This is a genomic window from Chryseobacterium sp. MEBOG06 (assembly GCF_021869765.1).
In the GTDB taxonomy this organism is placed as follows: Bacteria; Bacteroidota; Bacteroidia; order Flavobacteriales; family Weeksellaceae; genus Chryseobacterium.
Genome location: NZ_CP084580.1, coordinates 938,207 through 962,211, shown reverse-complemented (window position 1 = coordinate 962,211; position 24,005 = coordinate 938,207). Strand labels below are relative to the sequence as shown.

General features: G+C 33.7%; 23 protein-coding genes and 1 tRNA gene. 14 read left to right on the top strand and 10 right to left on the bottom strand.

Annotated elements, in window-relative coordinates:
- The first annotated feature begins 66 nt into the window (after positions 1-66).
- Positions 67-423 carry an Arm DNA-binding domain-containing protein gene (locus LF887_RS04430; protein ID WP_236857596.1) on the top strand — a complete coding sequence of 119 codons (357 nt, stop codon included), beginning with the start codon at positions 67-69 and terminating at the stop codon, positions 421-423.
- A gap of 44 nt (positions 424-467) precedes the next feature.
- Here the strand turns inward: LF887_RS04430 and LF887_RS04425 are convergent, their stop codons facing one another.
- The 5 genes from LF887_RS04425 to LF887_RS24355 form a co-directional block, all read right to left on the bottom strand.
- Positions 468-713: a hypothetical protein gene (locus LF887_RS04425; protein WP_236857595.1), complete on the bottom strand. Its 246-nt coding sequence runs from the start codon at positions 711-713 to the stop codon at positions 468-470.
- Between the two features lie 5 nt (positions 714-718).
- A complete protein-coding gene (locus LF887_RS04420; RefSeq protein WP_236857594.1) occupies positions 719-3,001 on the bottom strand; it encodes a cysteine peptidase family C39 domain-containing protein in 2,283 nt (760 codons plus the stop codon).
- 579 nt (positions 3,002-3,580) lie between these two features.
- Entirely contained in the window at positions 3,581-4,537 is a 957-nt protein-coding gene (locus LF887_RS04415) for a hypothetical protein (protein WP_236857593.1), read from the bottom strand.
- On the bottom strand, positions 4,537-4,671 hold the full coding sequence (locus LF887_RS24205) for a hypothetical protein (RefSeq protein ID WP_262912509.1): 135 nt from the start codon (positions 4,669-4,671) through the stop codon (positions 4,537-4,539). The genes LF887_RS04415 and LF887_RS24205 overlap by 1 nt, the downstream gene beginning before the upstream one ends.
- Positions 4,622-5,233: an AAA family ATPase gene (locus tag LF887_RS24355; RefSeq protein ID WP_410681138.1), complete on the bottom strand. Its 612-nt coding sequence runs from the start codon at positions 5,231-5,233 to the stop codon at positions 4,622-4,624. Before LF887_RS24355 ends, LF887_RS24205 begins: the two co-directional genes overlap by 50 nt.
- A gap of 186 nt (positions 5,234-5,419) precedes the next feature.
- Between LF887_RS24355 and LF887_RS04410 the strand changes: the two genes are divergently transcribed.
- From LF887_RS04410 to LF887_RS04365, 10 genes are all read left to right on the top strand, one after another.
- Positions 5,420-5,507: transfer RNA gene (locus tag LF887_RS04410), tRNA-Ser, on the top strand.
- Between the two features lie 452 nt (positions 5,508-5,959).
- On the top strand, positions 5,960-6,169 hold the full coding sequence (locus tag LF887_RS04405) for a hypothetical protein (protein WP_236857592.1): 210 nt from the start codon (positions 5,960-5,962) through the stop codon (positions 6,167-6,169).
- Positions 6,159-6,899, top strand: coding sequence for a hypothetical protein (locus tag LF887_RS04400; RefSeq protein WP_236857591.1), 741 nt, complete (start codon positions 6,159-6,161; stop codon positions 6,897-6,899). The genes LF887_RS04405 and LF887_RS04400 overlap by 11 nt, the downstream gene beginning before the upstream one ends.
- Positions 6,896-7,837, top strand: a complete 942-nt coding sequence (locus LF887_RS04395; RefSeq protein WP_236857590.1) for a hypothetical protein — start codon at positions 6,896-6,898, stop codon at positions 7,835-7,837. The genes LF887_RS04400 and LF887_RS04395 overlap by 4 nt, the downstream gene beginning before the upstream one ends.
- Before the next feature lie 156 nt (positions 7,838-7,993).
- Positions 7,994-9,058, top strand: coding sequence for a grasp-with-spasm system SPASM domain peptide maturase (gwsS, locus tag LF887_RS04390; protein WP_236857589.1), 1,065 nt, complete (start codon positions 7,994-7,996; stop codon positions 9,056-9,058).
- Between the two features lie 205 nt (positions 9,059-9,263).
- Positions 9,264-9,530 (top strand): transposase, encoded by a 267-nt coding sequence (locus tag LF887_RS04385; RefSeq protein WP_236855179.1) that lies wholly within the window; start codon positions 9,264-9,266, stop codon positions 9,528-9,530.
- Between the two features lie 20 nt (positions 9,531-9,550).
- On the top strand, positions 9,551-10,450 hold the full coding sequence (locus LF887_RS04380; protein ID WP_236859468.1) for an IS3 family transposase: 900 nt from the start codon (positions 9,551-9,553) through the stop codon (positions 10,448-10,450).
- A 341-nt stretch (positions 10,451-10,791) separates the two neighbouring features.
- Entirely contained in the window at positions 10,792-11,316 is a 525-nt protein-coding gene (locus LF887_RS04375) for a hypothetical protein (protein ID WP_236857588.1), read from the top strand.
- Positions 11,317-11,768: 452 nt separating this feature from the next.
- Positions 11,769-12,182 carry a hypothetical protein gene (locus LF887_RS04370; protein ID WP_236857587.1) on the top strand — a complete coding sequence of 138 codons (414 nt, stop codon included), beginning with the start codon at positions 11,769-11,771 and terminating at the stop codon, positions 12,180-12,182.
- A 179-nt stretch (positions 12,183-12,361) separates the two neighbouring features.
- Positions 12,362-13,096, top strand: coding sequence for a hypothetical protein (locus LF887_RS04365; RefSeq protein WP_236857586.1), 735 nt, complete (start codon positions 12,362-12,364; stop codon positions 13,094-13,096).
- A gap of 138 nt (positions 13,097-13,234) precedes the next feature.
- Here LF887_RS04365 and LF887_RS04360 read toward each other — a convergent pair whose 3' ends face one another.
- A complete protein-coding gene (locus tag LF887_RS04360) occupies positions 13,235-15,703 on the bottom strand; it encodes a TonB-dependent receptor (RefSeq protein WP_236857585.1) in 2,469 nt (822 codons plus the stop codon).
- A 592-nt stretch (positions 15,704-16,295) separates the two neighbouring features.
- On the opposite strand from LF887_RS04360, the gene LF887_RS04355 reads away from it, so the two are divergent.
- Positions 16,296-17,099, top strand: a complete 804-nt coding sequence (locus tag LF887_RS04355) for a DUF2490 domain-containing protein (protein ID WP_236857584.1) — start codon at positions 16,296-16,298, stop codon at positions 17,097-17,099.
- A 135-nt stretch (positions 17,100-17,234) separates the two neighbouring features.
- On the opposite strand, the gene LF887_RS04350 is transcribed toward LF887_RS04355, so the two are convergent.
- The 3 genes from LF887_RS04350 to map all read right to left on the bottom strand — a co-directional run bounded on the left by LF887_RS04350 (position 17,235) and on the right by map (position 20,764).
- Positions 17,235-17,930 (bottom strand): hypothetical protein, encoded by a 696-nt coding sequence (locus LF887_RS04350; RefSeq protein WP_236857583.1) that lies wholly within the window; start codon positions 17,928-17,930, stop codon positions 17,235-17,237.
- Between the two features lie 276 nt (positions 17,931-18,206).
- Complete coding sequence (locus LF887_RS04345) at positions 18,207-19,739, bottom strand: M20/M25/M40 family metallo-hydrolase (protein WP_236857582.1); 1,533 nt, start codon at positions 19,737-19,739, stop codon at positions 18,207-18,209.
- A 260-nt stretch (positions 19,740-19,999) separates the two neighbouring features.
- Entirely contained in the window at positions 20,000-20,764 is a 765-nt protein-coding gene (gene map / locus LF887_RS04340) for a type I methionyl aminopeptidase (RefSeq protein WP_236857581.1), read from the bottom strand.
- Between the two features lie 234 nt (positions 20,765-20,998).
- Here map and LF887_RS04335 point away from each other — a divergent pair, with 234 nt between their 5' ends.
- Both LF887_RS04335 and LF887_RS04330 read left to right on the top strand, forming a co-directional pair.
- Positions 20,999-21,397, top strand: coding sequence for a helix-turn-helix domain-containing protein (locus tag LF887_RS04335; RefSeq protein WP_236859469.1), 399 nt, complete (start codon positions 20,999-21,001; stop codon positions 21,395-21,397).
- 319 nt (positions 21,398-21,716) lie between these two features.
- The gene (locus tag LF887_RS04330; protein WP_236857580.1) at positions 21,717-22,919 is read left to right on the top strand and encodes an IS256 family transposase; all 1,203 of its coding nucleotides are present in this window, start codon (positions 21,717-21,719) and stop codon (positions 22,917-22,919) included.
- Positions 22,920-23,164: 245 nt separating this feature from the next.
- On the opposite strand, the gene LF887_RS04325 is transcribed toward LF887_RS04330, so the two are convergent.
- On the bottom strand, positions 23,165-23,989 hold the full coding sequence (locus LF887_RS04325; RefSeq protein ID WP_236857579.1) for an SDR family NAD(P)-dependent oxidoreductase: 825 nt from the start codon (positions 23,987-23,989) through the stop codon (positions 23,165-23,167).
- Positions 23,990-24,005 lie beyond the last annotated feature (16 nt).

Sequence of the window (24,005 nt, the reverse complement as noted above, 5' to 3'; positions counted from 1 at the left end):
GCATATTATTTCTTGAGGTTGCATATTAAAACAATAATAATCAATAAGTTAAAAACTATAAAAGTAATGGAGATAAACAAGTTAAATATCTTATTTGTTATATCTAAAAGCAGAATTAATAAGGTTGGTTTAGCACCTCTATTTTGCAGAATAACATACCAGGATCAAAGGAAACAGTTTGCCATAGGGTTATTCATAAATCCAACACATTGGCAGAATACCAAACAGAAAGCACATCCACCTAATGAACATAATAAGTTCATCAACTCTCAACTAAGCCTGATTAAGAATGAAATTAATCAGGCTTTTTTATTTCTACAGCTTCAAAAATCTGATTTTGATACTGAGAAAATCTATAAGCAATACAAAGGTGAAACTCAGAATGAGGATAAGACATTACTGGATATATTCGGTTTTACTTAAATACTCAATTCTAATACATATAAAGTTAATTAAGTAGGGTTTATTTATCCTTCTAAAGGGAAAACTTGTCTTACAAACTTCATGAGTTCTTCTATGGTTTTAAATTCTTTTTCAACAGGAATCTGTCCAGTGAAATATTCTATTTTTAGTTTTTTATCAACATCTTTAATAAAGAAAACAGAATTTAAATTACCTTCTATATAAGAGTAAAGACATTCTTTGTTATCAATAATTCTTACATTGGAATTATACCCCAATTCCTCTAATTCGTTTTTAATATCTTTTAGCATAATACTTATTTTACTTTAAATGCATAATTTCCTCCTTGAGCCCAAATAGTGGCAAATTCTGCTTCATTAATAACAGCTTCTACTCCCTTCCCTTTGTTAATACCTTCAATAGGCCAAGGGTCTCTAATGAAGACTTTCCCATCTTGAATTTTATCTATGATAATAGCATGAGGAATGCTTCCACTAGGTCTAACTATAGTAATCCAGCTACCACCTTCTGAAATAGCCTTTGCCATATCAATATCAGTAATTTTTGGATTATAAAACATACCAGCTTCAATTTCTTTATCTTTAAATACCTTTTTCAGTCCATCTAAAATTCCATCAGGAAAAGTTCCCATTTCTTCAGTAGTTCTTGCAAACTCCCTAATAACTTTTTCAGTTAGTTCAATTCCATGATCTTTAGCTAATTGCCTAATACATGCAGCAGCACAGGACATATTATGCTCTTGAGCAACCATATTTCTGGAGAGGACTTCAAGATATTTTAAAATTCCTCCTGTTCCAGTACCTAACTTTGGTTTCAGAGTCTTATTCCAGAAAGCATTGACCTCTTTGAAATCACCTTTGAAGATAGGTTTTTCCTTCCACTTCAAAAGATAACCATCAGCTTTAGCCAGAATCTCAATACCAAGCTTCTTAAAACCTATTCTGGCACTAGCAAGAATATTGAAAATGCTTTGAGCTTTTTTTCCTCTTAATACAATTTCTTCAATTTCCTCTGCTGTCATGGCTAAGTCCTCAGCCTTAACACCATTTTTAGCGCCTTGCAGTAACTCTTCAACAAACTTGATAAAACCTCTAAACCCTTTAGCACAAGCCTTTCCAAATCTAATAATAAATCTTGAAAGAAAAGCCAGTAAATCTGTAATTCCTAATGTAGCCACAGAAACAGTTTCTCTTGCCAGAACCTTTAATAAACTTGCTGCTTTTTGTACATAAGTAGCTCCTTTTACGACATTACCTGCGCCCTCTGTAAAGATAAGTAACAGGATGTTAATTAGTAGCTCAAAGGCAAAAATACCTGCATAGAAAGCTACTGTATATCTTGAAACATCACCAAAGTATTCTTTCATCTTATCCAGTATTCCTTCCATATCAGATTGAGAAATGTTTCCACTAGCTTTGAATAGGTCTTTAACTCCCTGCAAGAACTTAGGAACATTCTCTGTTACCCAATCCAATACATCTTCTGCTTTTTCCATCAAGTCTCTTCTTTCAAGATACTGCTGATAAGAAAAAGTTGTTGTAGGCTGTAAAAGAAACTCTAAAATATAAAGCAAACATTGTATAAGACTAATTAGACCACTATTAACACCGCAATAGAAGGCATTAGCTAATTTAAGGACCTCTACCCCTTGTTTTACCATGTCACTAAGATCATCTGTTATATTGGTAAGAAAGGATTTAATATCAGTAATGACTCCTGTAATCTTATTAACCAGCTTTTTAAAAGCATCAGGAAGATGGTCTATAGAAGCTTCTTTAACTTTGTTTGCTGCCTGTTTTACCATTGACCAAACCTTTGAAAAGGCAACTTCAGCTCCTTGAACAAAAGGATTGTCTCCCAAGTTCTCAAAGAATTGAGCAGCCTTATTTATATTAACAGGAACTGTAATACCACCTATAATAGGAACCAATGGAGAATAGTCTTTAGCTTCAGGATTATAATTTTTCTCAGTAGGCTTAAAGACTTCTAATTGTTCAGCACACCATCCAATAGCATCAGCAGGAATAGATGAAATATTTCCTATGATCTCTTCAAATCTTCTGTCTCCTGTATAAAACTGATATTCTCTCATTAAAGCCTGATGGACAAGGGTAGCATCTATTTTATCCTTCTCAAAAGTATAAGCTAGCTGTGTCAAGTAGGCAGCTTCATCTTCCATAGAGGTAATATTCCTGAAAAACTGACCATTTACATTGGAGGGTAATGGTTCTGGAAATCTCTTGAAGAGCTGTACAAAGTAATCTCCCATCTTGGCAATGTAAAAATCACCAGAAAAGTTTGATTTGTTAGGATTAGGTTTTTCATAGAACAGAAATAAAGCCTGTTTCTTTCTTGCATTAGCCTGATAGCTTCCATATACCTGTGAACCTGTTTCACTAGGAAGAACTTCTGCATAATACTCATATCCTTTTTCTCCTTTGTCATTGACTCCTGTTGAAGCAAATACAGATACTGGATTATCTGTAAGATAAGAATAGCCTAAAGGAGTATTTCTGTAGTCATGGAATGGGCTTCTGTAATCAGGGGAGTTATCTTTATTGATTATATGGTCACCCAAAGCATTTTTATCTCCTACAAATCCCTAGTTTAAATCTTCTATGGAAATGACCTTAAATTCAGAAAGATCATCACTCCACTCATCATCAAATAGTTTCTTCATAAGCTGTGTTTTAGCAATTAATATTTTGTTTTAATGTTACTAAAGCAAAGCTATATCTGGAATGCGCCAAAACTTGACGTGTTATATCTTGATTATTTATACACATAGCTAAAGAAATCAATCTCAACAAAAGACATGAGAAGTTGATCTATTCAAACATAAGTCTGATGTTGACAGTAGAGAGAACCACATGACAGTGATCAAAAAATCAGAACAGGAATCAGTTGAGTTATTTAAAATTTAGTAGTGACTTACGCAAAAAAATTAAATAATACTACCCTTTACGGAAAACCATTTTTTACTTATAAAGTAAAATATTATATTTACTCATCAAATTATGAAATAAACTATTATGTACACAAATTATGATACATGGGAACATTTTGAATACTCAATAAATTCTTTACACTTAGACTTAAGCAATCCCGTAAAACCATTCCTAAGTAAGAATGGTTTTATTTATATTATCTGATTCAATTAATCTGGTTTGATTATATCATTTTCAGTTATTTCTATTCTCTTGATTTCCCCCAGTTTACTGGCAGTTTCACCATCATACATATCAATCACTATAAAGTAATAAACCTTATTGTTAAAGACCAACTTAGGTGGGAAAATACTATTACTCTCATTAAACCTGAAATCATATCTGATTTTATCAAAGTTATATAGTACCAAATAGCCTACATCTTTACTATAATCTTCTGTATATTTAACAATCTGATGAAAGCCAGATTTTATTCTATTTAATCCATACCCTTTATCTTTATCTAATATTTTGATTTCAATTATCAAAGGATCTTCTGTATCTAATGCACCAACTATATCAGTCCTTCCAGATGCTGATTTTGGGGTAGAAAATGGATAGTCTATTCCTTGGTCAAATAAAAACAATCTTAAATCTTCTTCCAGAATGTCCTCAAATTCCTTTTGAGCATTCTTATACTTGCTTGCAAGATTTGATTTTGTAAACCATTCAACTCTTCTTTTATTCTTTTCAAGCAAATAGATGGTTGAATTAGACTTATCTAATTTATCATGAAAGAAATAGACTATAGAAGTTACTATATCATCAATGATAATATTTTTAGCTCTATCATAGCTGCCAAACAGATGTGTATGATGAATATTATAATTACCTAATAAATGATGCAGATATTTAAGCAGTTGATAACAAAAAGCAGGCTGTTCAGCATCATTTTTATAACTAGTATTATGAAATACTCCACCCCTGTCTTTAAATTTCACATCAAAATATTCTATATCAAAGTTATATTGATTAATTAATCCTAAAAGAAATCCATGTAATATTTTATTACCTTCAACATTGTTAACAAAGTAGTTAAGCTGATTTCCTAATTGAGCATACTCAGCTCTGGCAAGTCTATTTTTCCATTCTTGCAAATCAGTTCTTAAATTATGGTTGTAATACATTATTTACCTAAGTTTTTCAGAGTTTTATTTAACTTATCAAAAGTACTATTAATATCACTTATTCCTTTATGAGAAGAAGCATCATTATCTTTTGGTAAACTTCCCAGTGTCAGAAAACAATAGAGTATCTTCATCAAAAGAAAGGATTTTAGAATATTTTTTTAGCTTAGAAGAGATATAATTACCTTTGGTAATGGTCAGAGTTCTTAGGTTTTCATCATTTGGAAATGGTTTTAACTCAAGTACAACTCTCATCTTAGCTTCAAATGCTTGTGAGCCTAATACATTATCTTTGGAAGCAGAAAATTTACTAACTTTCTTTCCTGTATGATGAAGAAAGAGAATTAGACAATTGTATGTTTTAGCTATTTTACTAAACTGGTTTAAAAACTCTCTTACTTTTGTACTGGAATTAATATCACCACTAAAAATATCAGTAAAAGCATCAACTACAATTAAATCTGTTGGATTACTTTTCAGATCTCTTGCTAGTACATTGAAAATGTTATCAGGATTTGTCAGGTTGGTGTCTACTTCAAAAATAAACTTTAGATGATTTAATAGACTAATATCTTTATCAGTATCTTGAATGATCTTTGAAATAGGCTTCTTAATTGAAATACTGGTAGAAGTTGGATCATCTTCTGTACTGATGAAAATTACATTTTGATGCTGAGGAAAGAGCTTATATCCAATGAATTCATCTGCAGTTCTTCATGTTCAAAATTGAAGAGATTTAAAGCAGAATAACTATTAGTTTCAATCATGATTTACATATACAATTAATAACATAATTACACAGGAACATAAATGTCCAATGTCCATTTTATTATAGGGTTGGACAAATATAAGAAAAAGGCATATAAATAGGAGTACATTTAAGTAAAGGTAACATGAGTGGTTGAAGGAGCTACCCTGGAAAGGTAGTATGCGGGTAACTGTATCGAGGGTTCGAATCCCTTCCTCTCTGCTAATTTTAAATAAAACCTACTATAATCAGTGGGTTTTATTTTTTAGTAAAGTTTTCTTCCCCACATTTTCCCTATATTTCTTATATAACAAAGATATTTATTTCTAATTTCACTACCTTTTCAGGTTCAAAACTGACTGCTATATCTCTCAAAAAACCTCCAAACCAAAAATATTTTATCTTTTTTCAGATAAATAGGGATAAGCCCGATTTCAAAAAGAGTGGGCATTACCAAAACTAAACCTACAGGAGGGGCTTGTCGTTCATATAGTAGCTTGAACTACATATATAAGTGGTTCCGGTGTTTAAATGTGCTTTCACATTCTGGATAAAACCAAAATCTTCATCCAATGTGAAATTTAACATAATAAATTTGTTTGAAAAATAATCTAATAATTTTAATTGGGTAGGTATTAATTCATATATTCGTTATACAACAAATTCAATTTCTGATGAAAGATTTAAAAAAATTAAAAAAACTCTCACTTAAAGAGTTAAAAACAATTAAAGCTGGTGCCAATGGAATTACAGATGGTACTAATTTTCATCCCTCTGTACCCACTCCTACTACTCAAAGTTGTACAGGAGGATGTACATCGGATACAAATACAAGTACTGGAGCTTGGACTCCTACAAGTGGTACATGGACATATGATTGGTAGTCCTTTTTTTACTAGCTTAAAAAAAAATAAGAGGAAGTTAATATATTTCCTCTTTTTTATTAATTTTTCTTTCTATTCAGGACAGGTGGTGTTATCACAAAAAGTGTATAACCCATTTATAGACCAAAATGACAGTAAGGTTTTGATTTATAAGATTGAATCAAAAGACACAGTTTTTAATAAGAATATACTCCGGTTAGAATATAATTCACGTTTTTTCATGAGTAACCAAGAGCAGTTACTATTTGATTATTGCCATTCTTATGATGAATGTACAGGAAGTTTCGAAAAGATGGATGGGGATAAAACTATAATAAACCATTATGAAGTAACGGGTTTTACTAGAAAGAGCAATTCTTTATGGTTACACCCTCCACGTTCTGATTATTTCAAGATTCTAGAACTAAATGCTTTTCCTTATTATATAAAGGATAAAAATGAGTGGGATTATTCTGTTTCTTTTGGAAAAGATTGGGGTAACAGATTAGGATTAAATTATGAAGGTTATCTATTAACTGCATCAACAAAGTATAAAGCAGTAAGGGAAATATCTTATACATTTAAGGATGAGAAAATTTCATGCATAGAAATACAAGCAAAAACAACAATACCTCAGATTGGAGATACTAAAACCATTTTCTATTATAATGAAAAATATGGTTTTGTAAAAATGCTATTTACTACTTTAAACAAAAAACAAATACAGTTTAATCTAATTGAGATTTTATGATTTTAATTTTGTCAGAAAAGTTTGATATACCAACACAAAATATCATAACTAAATTAGATAATTATAATGCAAAATATAGAGTTATATATGGCTCTGACCTCTTAGAAAAGTCTTTTTTTATTGATGTAAATCAAAAATATATTTATTTCGATGATGAAGTTATTGCAGATATAACAGTAGTTTGGTATAGACGATGGCTGAGTTACAAATTTGTTTTTTCACAAAATCCCGATGAAGATAGATATTTGAGAGAGGAGTTTGAATCATTGTCTTCATATTTCATGAATAATATTACATCAAAAAGATGGATAAATACCCCTCCATTTATTCAACCATATCCATCAAAATCAACTCAGTTACAAAAGGCAGTTCAAGCTGGTTTAAATATTCCTAATAGTATTGTTACAAATAGTAAACTTTTTTTGAATGAATTTTATGAATCAAATAAAAGGAGTATAATTACAAAGAATCTAAACAATCCTTATTTTTTTGAGAAAGGGAATGAAATTTTGGGGACTTACACTACAATTATAGATGATGAAGATGTAAAAAGACAAGATAATATTTACTTTCCATCTCTTTTTCAAAACAACATAATTAAAGATTTTGAAATAAGAATTTTTTATTTTTTAGAAACCATCTATAGTTATGCTATATTCTCTTCTAATAATTCTAAAACAAATACTGATTTTAGGTTATATGATTTTAATAAGCCAAATAGAATTATGAAATGTGAACTTCCAAATGAGATTGAATTAAGCCTCATTAAATTCATGAAAAGTTTAAATCTACATACAGGTTCAATTGACATGATAAGAGATATAAGTAATAATTATTACTTTCTTGAAGTCAACCCACAAGGTCAATTTGGTGGGCTTGAAGAATATGGCTTGTTTATCGAAGAAGATATTGTTAAATATTTAATGTTTCAACACTAATAATTTTATCTTAAAATGAAAATTGACACATCAATATTGATGAAAAAAGCACAGAAAGTCCCTATTTATCAAGCACAGGTTTTGAAAAAAGAAAATAATGTATTTTATGTTGGTAAATACTATAAACCCATTGTAAAAATTCAATAAAGAGCTAAAATGTATTTAAAATTATTTTCATCTTGTAAAATAGTTGTAGGTAAAAAATTCGCACTAATACTTGACACTCAAAGACAAATGTATTATCAGATACCTGATACGATGTCTGAGGTTATTGATATGTTGAATGATTTCTCTATATCGGAAATAAAAGATTCTCTTCAATCTGATTCGATAGAGATTTTTGATTCATACATAAAATTTTTGATTGAGAATGAATTTGCATTTTATACTAATACTCCTCATCAATTTATATACAATGATTTCAATAAATCATATCTCAATGATGTAATGAATTGTATTTTAGAAATTTCTTCATTTGAAAGATTAGAAAATTATATTGGAGAGCTAAAAAAATTGAAAATTCAAGCAATACATATTAGTTTGTATACTAATGTTTCTTTACAACAGTTTTCTGAATTAATAAATAAAATAGCAACTGAAACAGCAATTATTTCAATTTCAATTTCATTTACTTCTGACTTAGTTTTCGATGTAAACAAGTTGAGTGGTTTAAAACACCAATATCCAATACTTACTAAAATATTTATTCATAACTCAACTCTTGAAAAAAATGAGAATTCAGATTTAGTAAACTATATCAAGAAAACACCATTAACATCCTGTGGAGCGATTAATTCTTGTTTTTTTTCATGCAATGCACAGTTTTATCAGGAATCACACTTTGTTAATTCATGCTTAAATAACAAAATTTCAATCGATAAGGATGGGAATATCAAAAATTGCCCTTCAATGTCTCAAAGTTTTGGAAACATAAGAGATACAACATTGGAAGATGCATTAAATCATGCTGAATTCAAGAAATATTGGAACTTAACCAAAGATAGTATTGAAGTCTGCAAAGATTGTGAATTTCGTTATATCTGCACAGATTGCAGAGCTTATACGGAACAAACTGATACCAATACAGAAGGTTTGGATGTTTCTAAACCCTTAAAATGTGGATACAATCCTTATACCGGTGAATGGGAAGAATGGAGTAAAAACCCATTAAAACAAAAAGCAATACAGCATTACGGAATGCAGGATTTGGTCAAGAAATAAAATCTACTGTTTTTCAGGCACAACTTCATATGTAGCTTTATAAAAGTAAAGTGAAAATATAATAACGGGAGTCATTCCAGAAATGCAAATATAAAAACCTAATTCGGAACACTTGAATTTTAAAGCCCAGCAAAGCATAGCTACCATTGTAATCTTCCCTAAAAACTATAGCACTTAAAAATATAGTTTTTAAATTTGGAATACTATGAAAAACAGTAAATTTTCAGAAGTTCAGATCATCAAGATTTTATCTGAACAAAATCAGGGTAAAACAGTCAATGAGATTTGCAGGGATTACGGTATCAGCCAACCGACCTTTTACAACTGGAAGAGTAAATATGGTGGATTGGATGTGCAGCAACTCTCTAAAATGAAGGAACTTGAAAAGGAACTTTCGCAGTACAAAAAAATCGTAGCTGAACTTACGTTGGAAAATGTTGTGATGAAAGATGTGATTGCAAAAAAGTTTTAACACCTTCCGAGAAACGGGAACTGGTTGTTTATTCCGGATCAGAACACGGAATAAGCACTCGGAATGCGTGTAGACTTTTCATTATAGGCAGTTCGGTATTTTACTATAAAAAGAAGCAGAACAATGAAGACGACAAGATTCGGGATGAGCTGTTTTTCCTTGCTGAGCAACACCAAACATGGGGGTTTTGGACGATGTACCACCGTTTAAGAAACTTGGGATTTTGGTGGAATCATAAACGGGTTTACAGGATTTATAAATCGATGAAACTGAATTTAAGAAGCAAGCGAAAAAAACGTCTTCCGGCACGGGTAAAAGAACCTTTGCTTCGACCGATTTATCCGAATGTAACGTGGAGTATGGACTTTATGCATGACACTTTAGAGAATGGTAAAAGCGTCAGAAGCTTGAATATCATTGATGATTTTAACAGAGAAATTTTGAATATTACGATTGACACCAGTTTACCTTCTGCGCGGGTAGTTTCTCAACTAGAACAACTGATCGACTGGCGCGGAAAACCGGAAAAAATAAGAGTTGATAATGGTCCGGAGTTTATTGCAGAAAAATTAAAAGATTGGTGCGGTAAAAATGAAATTACCCTTCATTATATTCAACCTGGAAAACCGACACAAAACTCTTTGGTAGAAAGATTCAACAGAACTTTCCGTACAGAATTCTTAGATGTCTATCTCTTTGAGAACATAAAACAGATGAGAAATTATGCGCAAATCTGGATGTGGATGTATAATAATGAGCGCCCACACAAGGCTCTCCAATATCTTACACCAAGGGATTTTTTATTGAAATATGGAAAACTCACCCAAGCTCAGGCTATGGAGTTTCCCACATTCCAACAAAATTATTACAACGACAACAATAAATTATTAACCAAAAACTCTACTTTTGAATGTGCATAGACATGGTGAGATTACACCATGAGGCAATAAACAATTAATGAAGTTGAGCAGGCTATTGCAATATAATTGTTAATTATTTTGTAACGACGGCTATTATAAATTTCTCTTTGCTTTAGTTTGATGCCTTTCCTGTAGGGATAAAGCATAATTAAAATTGTAATTACTGAGCAAAGCATGTTAACACACTATGTATAGGGACGAAAATTCCCTCTGAAATTTAGAGGGAATACGTTTTCTAAAACCTAGTAATATATATAGTTTTATTGAATCAAAATAAGACCTTACAGAAACCCGTAAAATATAAATATTCGAATAATTGTATATTTGATCAAAACGTAATCATGAAATTATTACTTTTATTTTTATTTTATCCCTTTTATTTCAGTTTTTGTCAATCTAACAATATGGCGAAAATGGATAGTATATTGAATAATTATAAATATCGTTATGATAGCATTGGGTTAAAATCAAAAATCATAAATGATCAAATAGGTAAAATAACATATTGTAAAATGTTTTTTAATAAATTACTACTTAATGAGAATTACAAAAGTAAGGACAAGATTAAGAATACTATCAATGAATTTGATTTTACTTTACCTAGTAAGTGGGATTACAATAAATTATTAAACGACAAAGAGGCTGTGTTGCAATTAATGAATACTGTTTTATTTTCAGAAAAATATAAGTTAAAAAAAATCTATTATTCAGAAATTAACAAGTATTACGATGAAGAGATTAATAAACTAGAAAACAGAATTTCATATCTTCTTACACTTGAAAATATTGACATCAACTATTACAATAATTTAACTGCAGATGAAAAAGAAAATTTACTAATTGAACTTCAAAAAAAGCACAAATAGAGCAAAATCAAGAACTATTAATCTTAAATTCTATATTGCGGTCTGAACATTTGAGTAAATGATTAAAAAACATCTGTTTTTTCACACAAACCCAACCTATAAATCACTAATAATCAATCAATAAATCTACATATTGGAATCCCTTCCTCTCTGCAAAGAAAAGTAAAGCCTGTGCTAATTTAGCACAGGCTTATTTTTTTATAAAAAAATAATAAAGGCTCAATCTCACATCCCGAAGATTTCCATAAAATCTTTATCTATTCCCCCCAAATACTTTTACTTTTCCAACTGATGATACTCTAAAATCAATTCTTAAAATATACCCTCCCATTTTAATTTTCCATTTCTCCGTATTTATACCTGATTCCACTATTGGTTATTTATACTATAAAAAATCTCTTTTGTTCTTTGTTACTTTGAAGTACAAACTAATCACCTAAAATCAATTTAATATGTCAACAACAAGCGTAAACGTAAATTCATCCGGCCAGGTACAACTTGGTGGAGGAGCACAATTCTGGGTATATCTTTCTCCTCAAAATGATACTTCCAGAATGATTTCTACATGGCGTGTCACTTTCTCACAGGGAAACTGGAGTGACACTATTTCAAGCGAGGATCCTACAAAGCAAATTAAGACCCCTAACCTATCAGGAATCTTTGAAATAAAAGTAGAATTACTAAGCGGCTCAACGGGTACATGGCGTCAGATTCCACCTCAACCGGGAAGTCATAATGAAATTGGCTGTAATTCCAATTGCGCTTCAATGGTAGGCATTGTTGCAGACAGCACCAATCCTCCTATAGGAGCCATTAATGCTCATTTCTGGACTACATGGGACGCGATGTGTAAAAGCGGAGCCTAAAAGCTTCTTAATAAATAAAACCAGTCCATAAACCCCGATTGCCACAGTATTGATATATTGTGGCAATTTGATCGTAAAAGTGATTTATTATTCTTGGTGATGAACACAGTTAATCAATACAGTCATTTTGATATTTTGCTTTTTTACTAAATTTGCCCTTTAAATACGATTCTATCAAAATGTATAAATTACGAACGATACTTTCTCTGCTCTTATTTACAGCTATTTTTCTTCTTCCGCAATTTACAAAAGCAAGTGCTTACTGGATGGAAATTCACGGATCAGGAAAACTAAAAGACCCGGTGAAAGTACAGATGTTTTACGGCTTTATCGATGACCTCAGCGAAAGACACCGTACTACCGGGGCTGAGTTTCAGGAGATCAAAAATTTTCATTTCTTTATTCTTACTGCTAAAGGAGAAAAAATGAAGCTTGAATTACTGCAGAAAGGAGATCACTGGGAGGGTACTTTCACTCCTGATAAAGAAGGGGTATACCGAATTCTGGGAATGAATGAACAGCAGCCTGTTCTTATCCGCTCAAAAAATCCTCAGGAAAATGTTCGCCCAATTGATTTTATGTCCGGAGCCTATTATGTTGGGAAATATTCTGCTAATGATTCACCGGCTCAATTTCTGGATATTATTCTTCAGGAAAAAGAAGGCATTTACACCATTTCTCCTTATCGAAATATGAAACCTGCCGAGAAAGGGACGATGCTGAGAATATTTAATCCTGAAAACTGGGAAAAGAACATTCCTGTTGATGAGAATCATCAGGCGGTTTTTAAGCCTACTCTTCCGGGGCTTTATGTGATCAGGCAAGACTGGTATGACAATACTCCGGGAACTTTTCAGGGAAGTCCCTATGGAAAAATACGTTACCGAAACAATTACTGCCTCTGGATCAACTGATTCTTTTTTAATCATAGGTTGGTTTAAACTTTTTCGTTAGAAAATCTATAAAAACAAAAGTTCAGACAGGCCTCATATAAAAGCAGAAAGCCCGGATTATGAATCCGGGCTTTCTATTTATTAATTTAAAATATAATTTTAGAATTTCAGTGAAACACTTCCAAGAAAACGGGAAGGCGCCTGAGGTGTTAAACGAACAGACCACGCTTTTTCATTGGTAATATTATCAAACTTCAGTCCTACTCTATATTTTGGCTGATCGTAGAAAATCCCCAGATCAAACATTTTGTAAGAAGGTATAATCACTTTTGCCGTTTGTGTATTTGTCTGATAGGAAGATGATCCCATATTTCCACCTCCGCCTATTCCAAGGCCTTTTAACTTACCTTCAGGAATTCTGTAGCTGACCCAGAAGTTAAACATATTAGCCGGGCCCGATAATGCAGGTCTTAAACCATTTACAGATTGATTGGCATTGGTAAACTTGCTGTCGTTATAAGCATAACCTGCCACAACATTGAATCCATCAAAAGGATTGGCAGTCAATTCTGCTTCAAATCCTTTGCTCAGCTGGGTTCCATCCTGTATTGAGTAATTGATATCGTCAGGATTTGTTCTCAGAACATTATCTACTTTGATGTTATAATAACTTAATGTTCCAACAAGCCTGTGATCAAAAATATCCGCTTTTACTCCAAGTTCCAGCTGATTGGCATATTCCGGCTTGAATGAGTTTCCATTGATATCAACACCACTGACGTTATTAAAGCCATTCATATAGTTCCCAAATAAAGACACTTTATTTTTCAATACCTCATATACGATTCCCATTTTAGGAGAAAGCGCAGTCTGTCCATAGGGTCCAGACTGTACTCCACTGTTACTTAACCCTCCTTTTATTTCTCCTGTGGTAATATCATATACTCCTTTGAACTGAAATCGGTCTATCCTCAAGCTTCCCATTACCATAAGGCGGTCTGTAATATTGAATACATCCGAAACATAAGCAGCATAGGTATTGTCACTATTGTTTTCTCTTCTGAAAGCAGAAGTTGCCGTAAGAGCGTCAATCGTATTCTGATTAACTCTGAAATCTGCCGAAGGGTGAACGAAATTAAACACTTTAGTGTTAGTATGATAACGGTCAAAATGATTGGAATTGTTATAATAATCCAATCCTACCACCATTCTGTTTCTAAAACGTCCGATACGAAAATCTCCGATGAAGTTCTGCTGAATATTGGTTGCGATAAACGACGTAGTTCCTACCATTACCTGAGCACTTGCAGTAGAGTCTGTCTTACCGTTAATGGCAGAAATATATCCGTTAATGGTAGATCTCGCACGGGATACAATGGTCTGGGAAGTCCAGTTTTCTGAAACTTTATAGTTCAGCTGGGCAAAGATATTCATCATCTGAGTTTCATAGGCCAGATCATCACTCAGAAAGTTTTTGTAGTAAGGAAACTTCATATCCGCAATAGACTGAGTTTTGTTACTTCCCGTATAAGGATTAAAACGTACTACAGAAGTTCCTTTTGCCTGATTGAACTCTACATCCAATAAAAGCGACATACGGTCATTGATCTGATAAGAAAAGCTGGGAGCAATTGCCAAAGAATTGGTAAATCCTATATCCTGAAAACTTTTCTCAAAAGTTCCTGCTGCATTCAGACGGAAAAGAGCAGTTCTGTCTTTATTGATGGGTGTGTTAAGATCCATCGTCAAACGGTTATAATTCCAGCTTCCCCCCACATAGCCTACTTCTCCACCAAAGTTGTTATAGGGCTTTTTTGTTACACGGTTGTACACGCCGCCGTAGCTGCTGGCAACACTTTTACCAAATAAAGTTGCGGAAGGTCCTTTAATAGCTTCTATACGTTCAAGGTTCACAGGGTCAATTACTGAAAACGCAGCTCCTGCCACCCCATTTCGGGCATTAGGTTCTGTTTCAAATCCTCTTGAACGGAACGTCACTCTTCCCTGATTGGCAATCATTGGTATTCCCGCTCCCGGTACATTTTTAGAAATACTTCCAAGATCTACAGCTACCTGCTCCTGAAAAAGTTCTTTGGTAACGGTATTGTATACCTGAGGGTTTTCCAGGTTTTTCAAAGGCATCCTTGCAACAAAACCACTTTCTTTTTTAGAAAATCTATTGGTATTTTTCATGATTACAACTTCCTGGATGGCCTGGATATTTTCTTTTGTAAGCTGATAATCCAGCGTCACATCCTCTCCTGTTTTAACTTCAACCTGAAGACGGATCTCTTTACTTCCCAGGATCTGTAATTTTACAGTATATGTTCCTGCATTCAGGTTCAGGAAATGATAATTCCCGTCATCATCTGTCAACGTCTGACGATCCGTATCCAATAAAGAAACTGATATTGCTCTTAGAGGCTGTCCGTCCACCATGCTCACTTTTCCCGTGATACCACCCTGAGTATCCTGAGCATATAGTGTTGTAAAACTCAGTAAAGAGAAGAAGAAAATTAAAAATGGCTTGAGCCATTGCATATTTTTTGTTGAAACATCATTCTGTACAGGTTCTACAGAATGAGTCATATACCTCATTGGAAGCATATTTACACTTGATTGTATCATTTTTTCAGCCTTATTTAAAATAATTATAAATAAAGTGCAAAATAAAGAAATAGTAATTTCTCTCACAATATTAATTTAAACTATTCTAAATAAATTTTAAAATCTTGTTGTTTTTATTTAAAAAGGCATTAAAAATTACTATTCCTGTAAAAGTGAAAAATAATAGGGCTTTGTTATTATCAAAAAAGCAATATGGTTATCAGTTATATACAATTTAATGGTATCAATCATAAAAATGCCTCATTGTGTTAATACAGACTTTTCCACAAGTTATCCACATTTTATCCGCAATCCATTTTATGTTAATAGTAAAAGCTTTACTGTGACACATTTTGAAGAGAAAATTCAAGCGGTAAAAGGATAAATGATGAGAACATTTTAAGAAGAAATTACTTTTCCATTCCTAAATCTATCCTAAATCAGGTATTTATTTTGTCATGTTTTTAAACAGTATTATAAGATTTTGAATAAACATATTATGAAGAAGGCGTCTAAATTTGTACGGATAAAGTATTCTCTCTGCGTATCAACGGTATTCTCATCCATTTTACGGTTTCGCAGTCATTTAAAATTAATAATAAAGCAGTTATCCATGAAGTTGAGCACAAAGAAAATTTTCATCGTATTCCTTTTACTTGGCTGTTGTGGAACATGGGTAAAAGCACAGATCAGCCCGCCCGGATTGGGAGATGCCAAAACAGCTTTCTGGTCAGCGTTTGGAGTAAAAAGACAATTAGATTCGTTAGGCAAAAAACAGGCATTAAGCTATATTGCCATTGGAAGGAAAAGCAGTCCGGATAATGATAATCTGTTTTCAAAGCAGGCTATTTTTGTATTAAACCATGAGGTTTACAATTCTTTTGCCCCTCACCAGCAGTACAGCTATGCCATCAGCTACCGGAGACAGCCTCAGTATGAAAGTGAAGCTCCCTATGATAAAGAAAATACAGAACAGGAGTTCAGGATTTACGGAAGATATGCCTATACTTTTGATCTCGGAAAAAAACTTAAACTGAAAAACACAGTCCGCCAGGAATTCCGGAAGTTTTTTGATGCCGACTTCCACAAAGTAGAAGAAGATTTTCAGTTAAGAACCCGTATCAAAAGCCAGCTCACCTATAATTTATCTCCGAAAAACAATCAGAAGATTGCGATAAGTGCAGAGGCTCTTTTTTCTATCAGCCACCTGAATGAACCTCAGCCGCAGTGGGAATCTTTTGGTTACCGGGAAATGCGTATTGCCGCCTATTATATGTTCAATATTCCCAACTCTCCTTTCACTGTAGATGTAGGGTATATGGATGATCTGATCAGAGGCAGCAACAGTATTCACCATGGAGGTGTTCATTATCTGGCCGCTGATGTGGTTTGGAATATTCCTTACAGAAAAAGATAAATACAAGCTGCGTTTCAAGTAAAGCAAAAAATCCTTTTAATAAACAAAATCCCAGTCATGTCTGACCGGGATTTTTGTTTGAAAAACATAAGTTTTTCTGCAATATAATTAAGTATGAAAATATGGTGTAAAATTTTAATTGCAAAGAGTGAGAAACTGACGGCTCATATGTACTTTGAATTTAGCATCCGCCCGTGATTTATGATAAATAGAATATTCAAATGCTTTTACTGTTCTCAGTTTTTTATCAATCAGTTCAGCAATATCTGCTATAGAGAAAATAAAATCCCTGTATAAGACCATGTTTACCATCTGCCCATAATAGGGAAGATAAGCTTTCAAAAAAGGAATCACCTTCTGATGACGGTTGTAGCTGATGCAGTACCCTACTCCTTCTACTGATGTCACGATATCATAATCATTGATATAATCATGAATATTTTTATGTCCATCCAGAGCGGTAGTATTCTTTGAGCAGTATTTATTGATTTTATCCAAAATATGCTGTGCATATTCCATCATCGAAATATTTTTAAATTCAAATACATGGTTCGGACCTTTTGGGGAAGATGAATCCTTTCCACAGTTGCTACAGAAAGAAATTCCGATTCTCTCATGGTAGGGAAAGAAACAGTCCTTGATTTCAATAAAAGCATCTGCCTGCAACTTATCTTCTGCAAAACTGTAGTACAGGTAAGGGCTGTACATCGCAGAAAGAGCTTTCAGATAATCAATTTCGCTTGTATTATGATATTCTTCAAACCATTTTTCAAGGTTGTCATAATAATGGCTTTCAAAGTCTTTAAGGTTTAAATAAAATGGCAATTCCATAGCTCTGTAATTTTGATGAAACAAAGCTATTGCTGTAATGCGACAAAACTTGACGTGATATATTTTTTTTATAATGGAGTTAAGAAACAAGAGTCATGAGTCAAGAACCAAGAACCAAGAACCAAGAGTCAAGAACCAAGAATCAAGATAATAGACTTACAGATTTGAGATCCGAACCTGAAAATTTATAAGTAATACCTTTGACTATTTGAATTCCTTCTTTTCCATTTTCAATTCACCACTCTCCATTTTCAATTTTCACCTCTCCCCTTCACCTCACTTATCATAATTTTTCATCAGATATTCAAAGTAGTGGATCATCTTCAGATAGTTTTCTATGCTGAGATATTCGTTGGTACTATGAATGCTCTGCTGTTCTGCACTGTTGATTTTAATAGGCATGAATCTGTACACATTTTTACTGACAATCTCATATTTGCCGGCATCGGTTCCTGCCATGGTAAGATAGGGGGTAACGATAGCTCCCGGATAGATTTCTTTCACTCCGGCTTCTATTAATTTAAAAGCTTTTGTATTGGTCGGGGAAATATGGGAAGCTTCTCTTGTATTATCTATTTCTTCTACCTCTACATCAAATCCTTCGGTTGCTTTAGCGATATGATCACGGACATCTTTTACCGTATTTCCTGGAAGCAGCCTGAAATTCACCACAAACTCCACTTCGGGAGAGAGAACATTGGTCCCGTCACTGCCTTTCATCATCGTGAGGGCTGTTGTAGTTCTTACCAGGGCATTTGTCGTATTATTTTTGGTAAGTTTTGATAATAATACAGGTTTTAAGAGCCATTGATTAGCTAAAGCCATTCTTGTTGTAAAGGGCATCTCGCCTCCGATATTATTGAAAAATTCTTTAATCAGCGGAGTGATAACAGGCTTCATCTGATGATCTTCCAAACGCTGCATAATGACTGCTGCTTTTCCGATAGCACTTTCCATAGGAGGCATGGAGGAATGTCCACCAAGCCCTTTCACTTTGATCTTTGCCGAAAGAAATCCTTTTTCTGCACATCCTACAACGGCAATATCCGAATCTATTCCGGCAACATTTCCTTTCCTCATAATCAAACCGCCTTCGTCATAAACGGCATCGAATTTCAATCCTTTTTTCTTAAAATAATCAGCAATCTGCATTGCTCCGTTCTTTCCGCCTACTTCTTCATCAAAACCAAAGGCAAGATAGATATCACGCTGCGGGATCTCCTTATTTTTTATCAGATTATTCATGGATTCCAATAAAGAGAAAAGCATACCTTTCATATCTATCGCTCCTCTTCCATAGATTCTTCCATTGGCAACTACCCCTGAAAAAGGGGCATACTCCCAGTCTTCAGCTACTTTTGAAACAGGGTCTGACGGTTGATCATCCGGACGGAATATATTTTCTTCTTTATTCTTGATATCAGCATCACCCGGAGGCACAACATCCATATGGGAAAGAAACAAAACAGGCTCAAGAGCAGAGTTGCTTCCTTTCAATCTGAATACCAATCCATACTGGTTCACTTCTACATTTTCTGTGTGCTGAAATACCAGAGGATAAGAAGTCTTTAAATAGGTTTTAAACTGGTCAAACGGTGCATAATTGAATGCTCCTAAACTGCCGGTAGAAACTGTAGGAATTTTTATTCCTCCTGAAAAACGCATGATTGCAGAATCGTTCTTTACAGGTTTCCATCCCTCTCCTGTTCCAATGGTATTTTTCTTAAAAGGATACGTGTAAGTCTTGATCAATACGATGGCGGCAATAATGACAAGAATCCCCAGAAGGGCTAAAAGAATTTTTTTCATAGCAGATAAGTTTGTGAAGTGGTTTGACTTTATAAATATAGCAAAGTATTTGTGCTTTAACAATTTTAAAATCAAACTTTTCCCATCCATCTCTCTGTAACAGGCAGCATAATAAAGGCCGTTCCCAACGAAACAGCCTTTATTACCAAATCAAAAATTTATACTTGTATCTGGTATCTATTTTCAACCTGCAGCATCCGGTGGATGCTATTATCATTTACTTTTAAAAATGTATTTACTTGAATGAAAATCTAAAGAGATCAGTTCATAATTTCATTCATATGAGTCAGAATAATAGGCTTTCCATCGGTCACCACAATAGTGTGTTCATGTTGAGCCATATACCCGCCTTTATTTCCAACCATCGTCCATCCGTCTTTAAGTTCTACAGCAAGATTGGAAGAAGTAGAGATAAAAGTTTCAATTGCCACTACTGAGTTTTTTTTAAACCGTCTGGAATCATTCCGGTTTCTGTAGTTCAGCAGTTCATCGGGTTGTTCATGCAGACTTCTTCCTACTCCATGGCCGGCAAGGTTTTTAATGACTTTCAACCCTCTTTTCTTTGCTTCGGTTTCCATTAAAAATCCTATATCAGCTATTTTCACCCCTCCTTTTATGTTATCAATTGCTTTCTGTAAAATATCCCGGGAAGCATTTACCAGTTTCTGATGGCCATGGATATCTTCTCCAATGATAAATGAACCTCCGTTATCTGCCCAATAACCGTCAAGCTCTGCGGAAACATCAATATTGATAAGATCTCCTTCTTTTAAAATACGCTGATCTGTAGGAATTCCATGGCAAAATTCATTATCTACGCTGATGCAGGTCCACCCCGGAAATCCATACGTCAGATAAGGTGCTGATTTCGCTCCAAAGTCTGAAAGGATCTTTGCTCCGTATTCGTCAAGATCTTTGGTTGTCATACCGGGTTTCGCATAATCAGTCATTGCCTTCAATGTGCAGGCAACTGCTTCACTCACTTTCTGCATTCCGATCATCTGATCTTCGTTGGTTATTGACATATTTTTGTTTTTTAATTGTTGATAACTGCAAAGTTAGGAAAATATGGATATGAATGTTCGACTAAAAGAATTTATCGATTTTCCTGATTTTTATTCTTAGGGAATATTGATGTTCTGAAAATTTGCTCTTTTATCATACTATTTATCAAAATAGATTTATTTTAATTTTTTTGAAAAAGAGGGGAGTTCACTGAAGGAATATTTATGATATATTTTTTTTATATTTAAAGTTCTATCTTTAATCCTCCAAAAATACATCAGGGAAGAAATATAAAACGTTTTAGAGAAATACTGGGAATTAAGCAGGAGGCTTTGGCTTTTGACTTGGGTGAAGATTGGAATCAGAAGAAAGTATCTTTGCTGGAGCAAAAGGAAATTATTGAAGATCAGTTACTTCGAAAAATTTCTGAAATCATGAAGATTCCTGTTGAGGCTTTTCAAAATTTTGATGAAGAACAGACCATTAATATTATTTCAAATACTTTTCATGAGGGATCTATAGCCCATGCTACTGCTGAAAACATACAATATATATTTAATCTGCTTGAGAAAATGGCTGAACTATATGAAAGAATGCTTAAAGAAAAAGACGAGACGATAACAAGGCTGGAAAGTTTGCTTAAACACAAATAAAAAGTTTTTAGTAAAAGCCATATACAAGCCAAAAGCAGTGGTTTTGTTATTGTTACCTTACCAAATGACACAATAGTGTGGCAACAAGGTAGAAATTCTTCTTGCTTTTGAATAATTTTCATTCAGCAATAGCTTCCGGTTTGTTGCCTATAAACTGAAAAGAAGATTCGCTATTATGAAGACTTGCAGTTTTGGTAAACTGTTGGTAGTGTCTCACTAACTGTGTAAGTTGAAAAGTTATTCTGGAAAATTTTGAGCCCTTAGAGCTCAAAAAATTTTACGGAAATAACTTTTTATTATTTTTAACCATTATATAGTTATGATAGACAAAGAAGACTTATTAAACAACAAGGATTTCTATAAGTCCTTTAAGAATGGGGAAGATTTAACATCCTTCTTCAAAGAACTACACAAAAAAGCTGTGGAGCACATGTTGGATGCAGAGCTGGACAGTCATCTGGACAACGAAAAGCATGGTAAAACAACTAATGGAAATTACCGAAACGGTCATGGAACCAAAAAAATAAAATCTTCTTTTGGGGAATCCGAGATTAAGGTTCCCAGAGATAGAGAAGGTAGTTTTGAGCCAGCATTAGTTCCCAAAAGGCACAACATTATCGATGGTTTGGAAAACATTATCATCTCATTCTATGCCAAAGGAATGAGCGTATCAGACATTGAGGAACAAATCCGTGAAATGTATGATTTTGAGGTTTCTACTTCCACCATATCACGAATCACCAATGCGGTTGCAAGTGAAGCAGTAAGTTGGCAGAACCGGCCGCTTGAAGATGTGTATCTCATTGTCTGGATGGATGGGATTGTTTTCAAAGTAAGGGAAAACTCCAAAGTCATTAATAAAACCGTTTATCTGGCTGTGGGATTAAGCCGTGACGGGAGAAAGGAAGTATTGGGAATGTGGCTTGGAAAAAATGAAAGCTCAGCCTTCTGGATGAGTGTTCTCACAGATTTAAAAGCTCGTGGTGTAGAGGATATTCTCATCACCGCCACCGATAATTTAAACGGATTTACCCAGACCATACGTTCTGTTTTTCCTGAATCTCAAACCCAGATCTGTGTTGTCCATCAGATCAGAAATGCCTGCAAATATGTAGTTTGGAAGGACAGAAAAGAATTTTCTGCCGATATGAAGCATATTTACACTGCTCCAACAAAACAAGCAGCTGAAGCAGCTCTGGACGATTTTGCAGAAAAATGGGAAAGCAAATATTCTTATGCTATTGCATCCTGGCGGAATAATTGGGATGAGCTGACTGTATTTTTTGAATTTCCTTTAGAGATCCGAAAAATCATTTATACAACTAATTTAATTGAAAATCTCAACGGAAAAATCAGAAAATACACCAAAAACAAAATGTCTTTTCCTACAGATGATGCCGTAATGAAATCAGTGTATCTCGCTTTAAAAGAATCTACTAAAAAATGGACCATGCCAATTCAAAATTGGGGTATTGTTCTTAACCAGTTTATGCTTATTTTTGAACAAAGGCTCAGATTATAAAATCCAAGCCCTAACTTTTTAACTTACACACTTCGTGGGATAGTGTCAAACTGTTTGCAACTGCTTGCCTTTTGCTTTCTTATGTCTTGTCAACGTATACATTTAATGTTTACTATGTTGTCTATAAAAATTGCCACTAACGTCTAGGTATTGGCGAAGAAGGAGGAACAGAACTCCGTCTGCACGACATTCACAAGTACATAAGAATTCCGTACCTCCAATTACTTCTGTATTCCTGTTGCTGTTTATATTTTTGCAATCTTCAGGCTTTCTTCCCACAGTTTAGCTGTACTTGCATCATCTAAATTTATTTTTTCTCTTACCGATGTATCGGCAAGTTTGGGATAAAAGTAACCGGACTCAACTTTATTAGCTGAGGCAAGTTCCAAAATATTTGCTATTGCTTTTTCGAGGCTGTTACCTTTGATAAGCAGCAACAGGCCAAAAGCTGTTCTCTCAAGCCAGTTGAGATTTCTGTCAATGTTAGTTTTTGTTACTCCGGGATGAATAACATTTATAGAAGGGTGCTCCCCATTTTTCTTTGCAAATTCCTGAGCGTGCATATGAACTGCCAGCTTATTTTGTCCCATCCGCTTGCTTACTGAATAATTTGATTGTAATTGGAGGTCACTAAAGTCAAATGTGACGCCTCTCGATAAAAGGCCACCTACAATAATTATTCTTCCTCCACCTTTTTTTAGTTCCTCCAGCAAAAGGTTATCAATCATAAATTTGCACAGGTAATTAACTACAAAAACTTCATCAAGACTTTCTTTGGTCTCTTTTCTTTTAGAATTAAGTGTTCCTGCAGAATGAATAAGAATATCAATTTTGGTGGTTAATTTTTTTACTTCAGCCACTAGATTTTTAATTCCATCCATTGTAGAAGTATTTGCTTGAATAAACTGACAGGTAGAGCCATTTATCTTTGAAATTTCTTCCGATATGCTTTTGCCTTTTTCAGCGTCACGTCCTTGTATGATGATATCGTTGCCTTGTTTTGCAAGCGCAATGGCAGCGGCTTTACCTATGCCACCAGTTGCTCCGGTTATAATTATTGTTTTTCTCATTTTCTTTTTGACGAAT

Excerpts from the sequence above, each read along its gene's own strand:
- LF887_RS04430 (WP_236857596.1), top strand. The coding sequence starts at position 67 with ATGGAGATAAACAAGTTAAATATCTTATTTGTTATATCTAAAAGCAGA.
- LF887_RS04425 (WP_236857595.1), bottom strand. The coding sequence starts at position 713 with ATGCTAAAAGATATTAAAAACGAATTAGAGGAATTGGGGTATAATTCC.
- LF887_RS04415 (WP_236857593.1), bottom strand. The coding sequence starts at position 4,537 with ATGTATTACAACCATAATTTAAGAACTGATTTGCAAGAATGGAAAAAT.
- LF887_RS24205 (WP_262912509.1), bottom strand. The coding sequence starts at position 4,671 with ATGAAGATACTCTATTGTTTTCTGACACTGGGAAGTTTACCAAAAGAT.
- LF887_RS04405 (WP_236857592.1), top strand. The coding sequence starts at position 5,960 with ATGAAAGATTTAAAAAAATTAAAAAAACTCTCACTTAAAGAGTTAAAA.
- LF887_RS04400 (WP_236857591.1), top strand. The coding sequence starts at position 6,159 with ATGATTGGTAGTCCTTTTTTTACTAGCTTAAAAAAAAATAAGAGGAAG.
- LF887_RS04395 (WP_236857590.1), top strand. The coding sequence starts at position 6,896 with ATGATTTTAATTTTGTCAGAAAAGTTTGATATACCAACACAAAATATC.
- gwsS (WP_236857589.1), top strand. The coding sequence starts at position 7,994 with ATGTATTTAAAATTATTTTCATCTTGTAAAATAGTTGTAGGTAAAAAA.
- LF887_RS04385 (WP_236855179.1), top strand. The coding sequence starts at position 9,264 with ATGAAAAACAGTAAATTTTCAGAAGTTCAGATCATCAAGATTTTATCT.
- LF887_RS04375 (WP_236857588.1), top strand. The coding sequence starts at position 10,792 with ATGAAATTATTACTTTTATTTTTATTTTATCCCTTTTATTTCAGTTTT.
- LF887_RS04370 (WP_236857587.1), top strand. The coding sequence starts at position 11,769 with ATGTCAACAACAAGCGTAAACGTAAATTCATCCGGCCAGGTACAACTT.
- LF887_RS04365 (WP_236857586.1), top strand. The coding sequence starts at position 12,362 with ATGTATAAATTACGAACGATACTTTCTCTGCTCTTATTTACAGCTATT.
- LF887_RS04360 (WP_236857585.1), bottom strand. The coding sequence starts at position 15,703 with ATGATACAATCAAGTGTAAATATGCTTCCAATGAGGTATATGACTCAT.
- LF887_RS04355 (WP_236857584.1), top strand. The coding sequence starts at position 16,296 with ATGAAGTTGAGCACAAAGAAAATTTTCATCGTATTCCTTTTACTTGGC.
- LF887_RS04350 (WP_236857583.1), bottom strand. The coding sequence starts at position 17,930 with ATGGAATTGCCATTTTATTTAAACCTTAAAGACTTTGAAAGCCATTAT.
- LF887_RS04345 (WP_236857582.1), bottom strand. The coding sequence starts at position 19,739 with ATGAAAAAAATTCTTTTAGCCCTTCTGGGGATTCTTGTCATTATTGCC.
- map (WP_236857581.1), bottom strand. The coding sequence starts at position 20,764 with ATGTCAATAACCAACGAAGATCAGATGATCGGAATGCAGAAAGTGAGT.
- LF887_RS04330 (WP_236857580.1), top strand. The coding sequence starts at position 21,717 with ATGATAGACAAAGAAGACTTATTAAACAACAAGGATTTCTATAAGTCC.
- LF887_RS04325 (WP_236857579.1), bottom strand. The coding sequence starts at position 23,989 with ATGAGAAAAACAATAATTATAACCGGAGCAACTGGTGGCATAGGTAAA.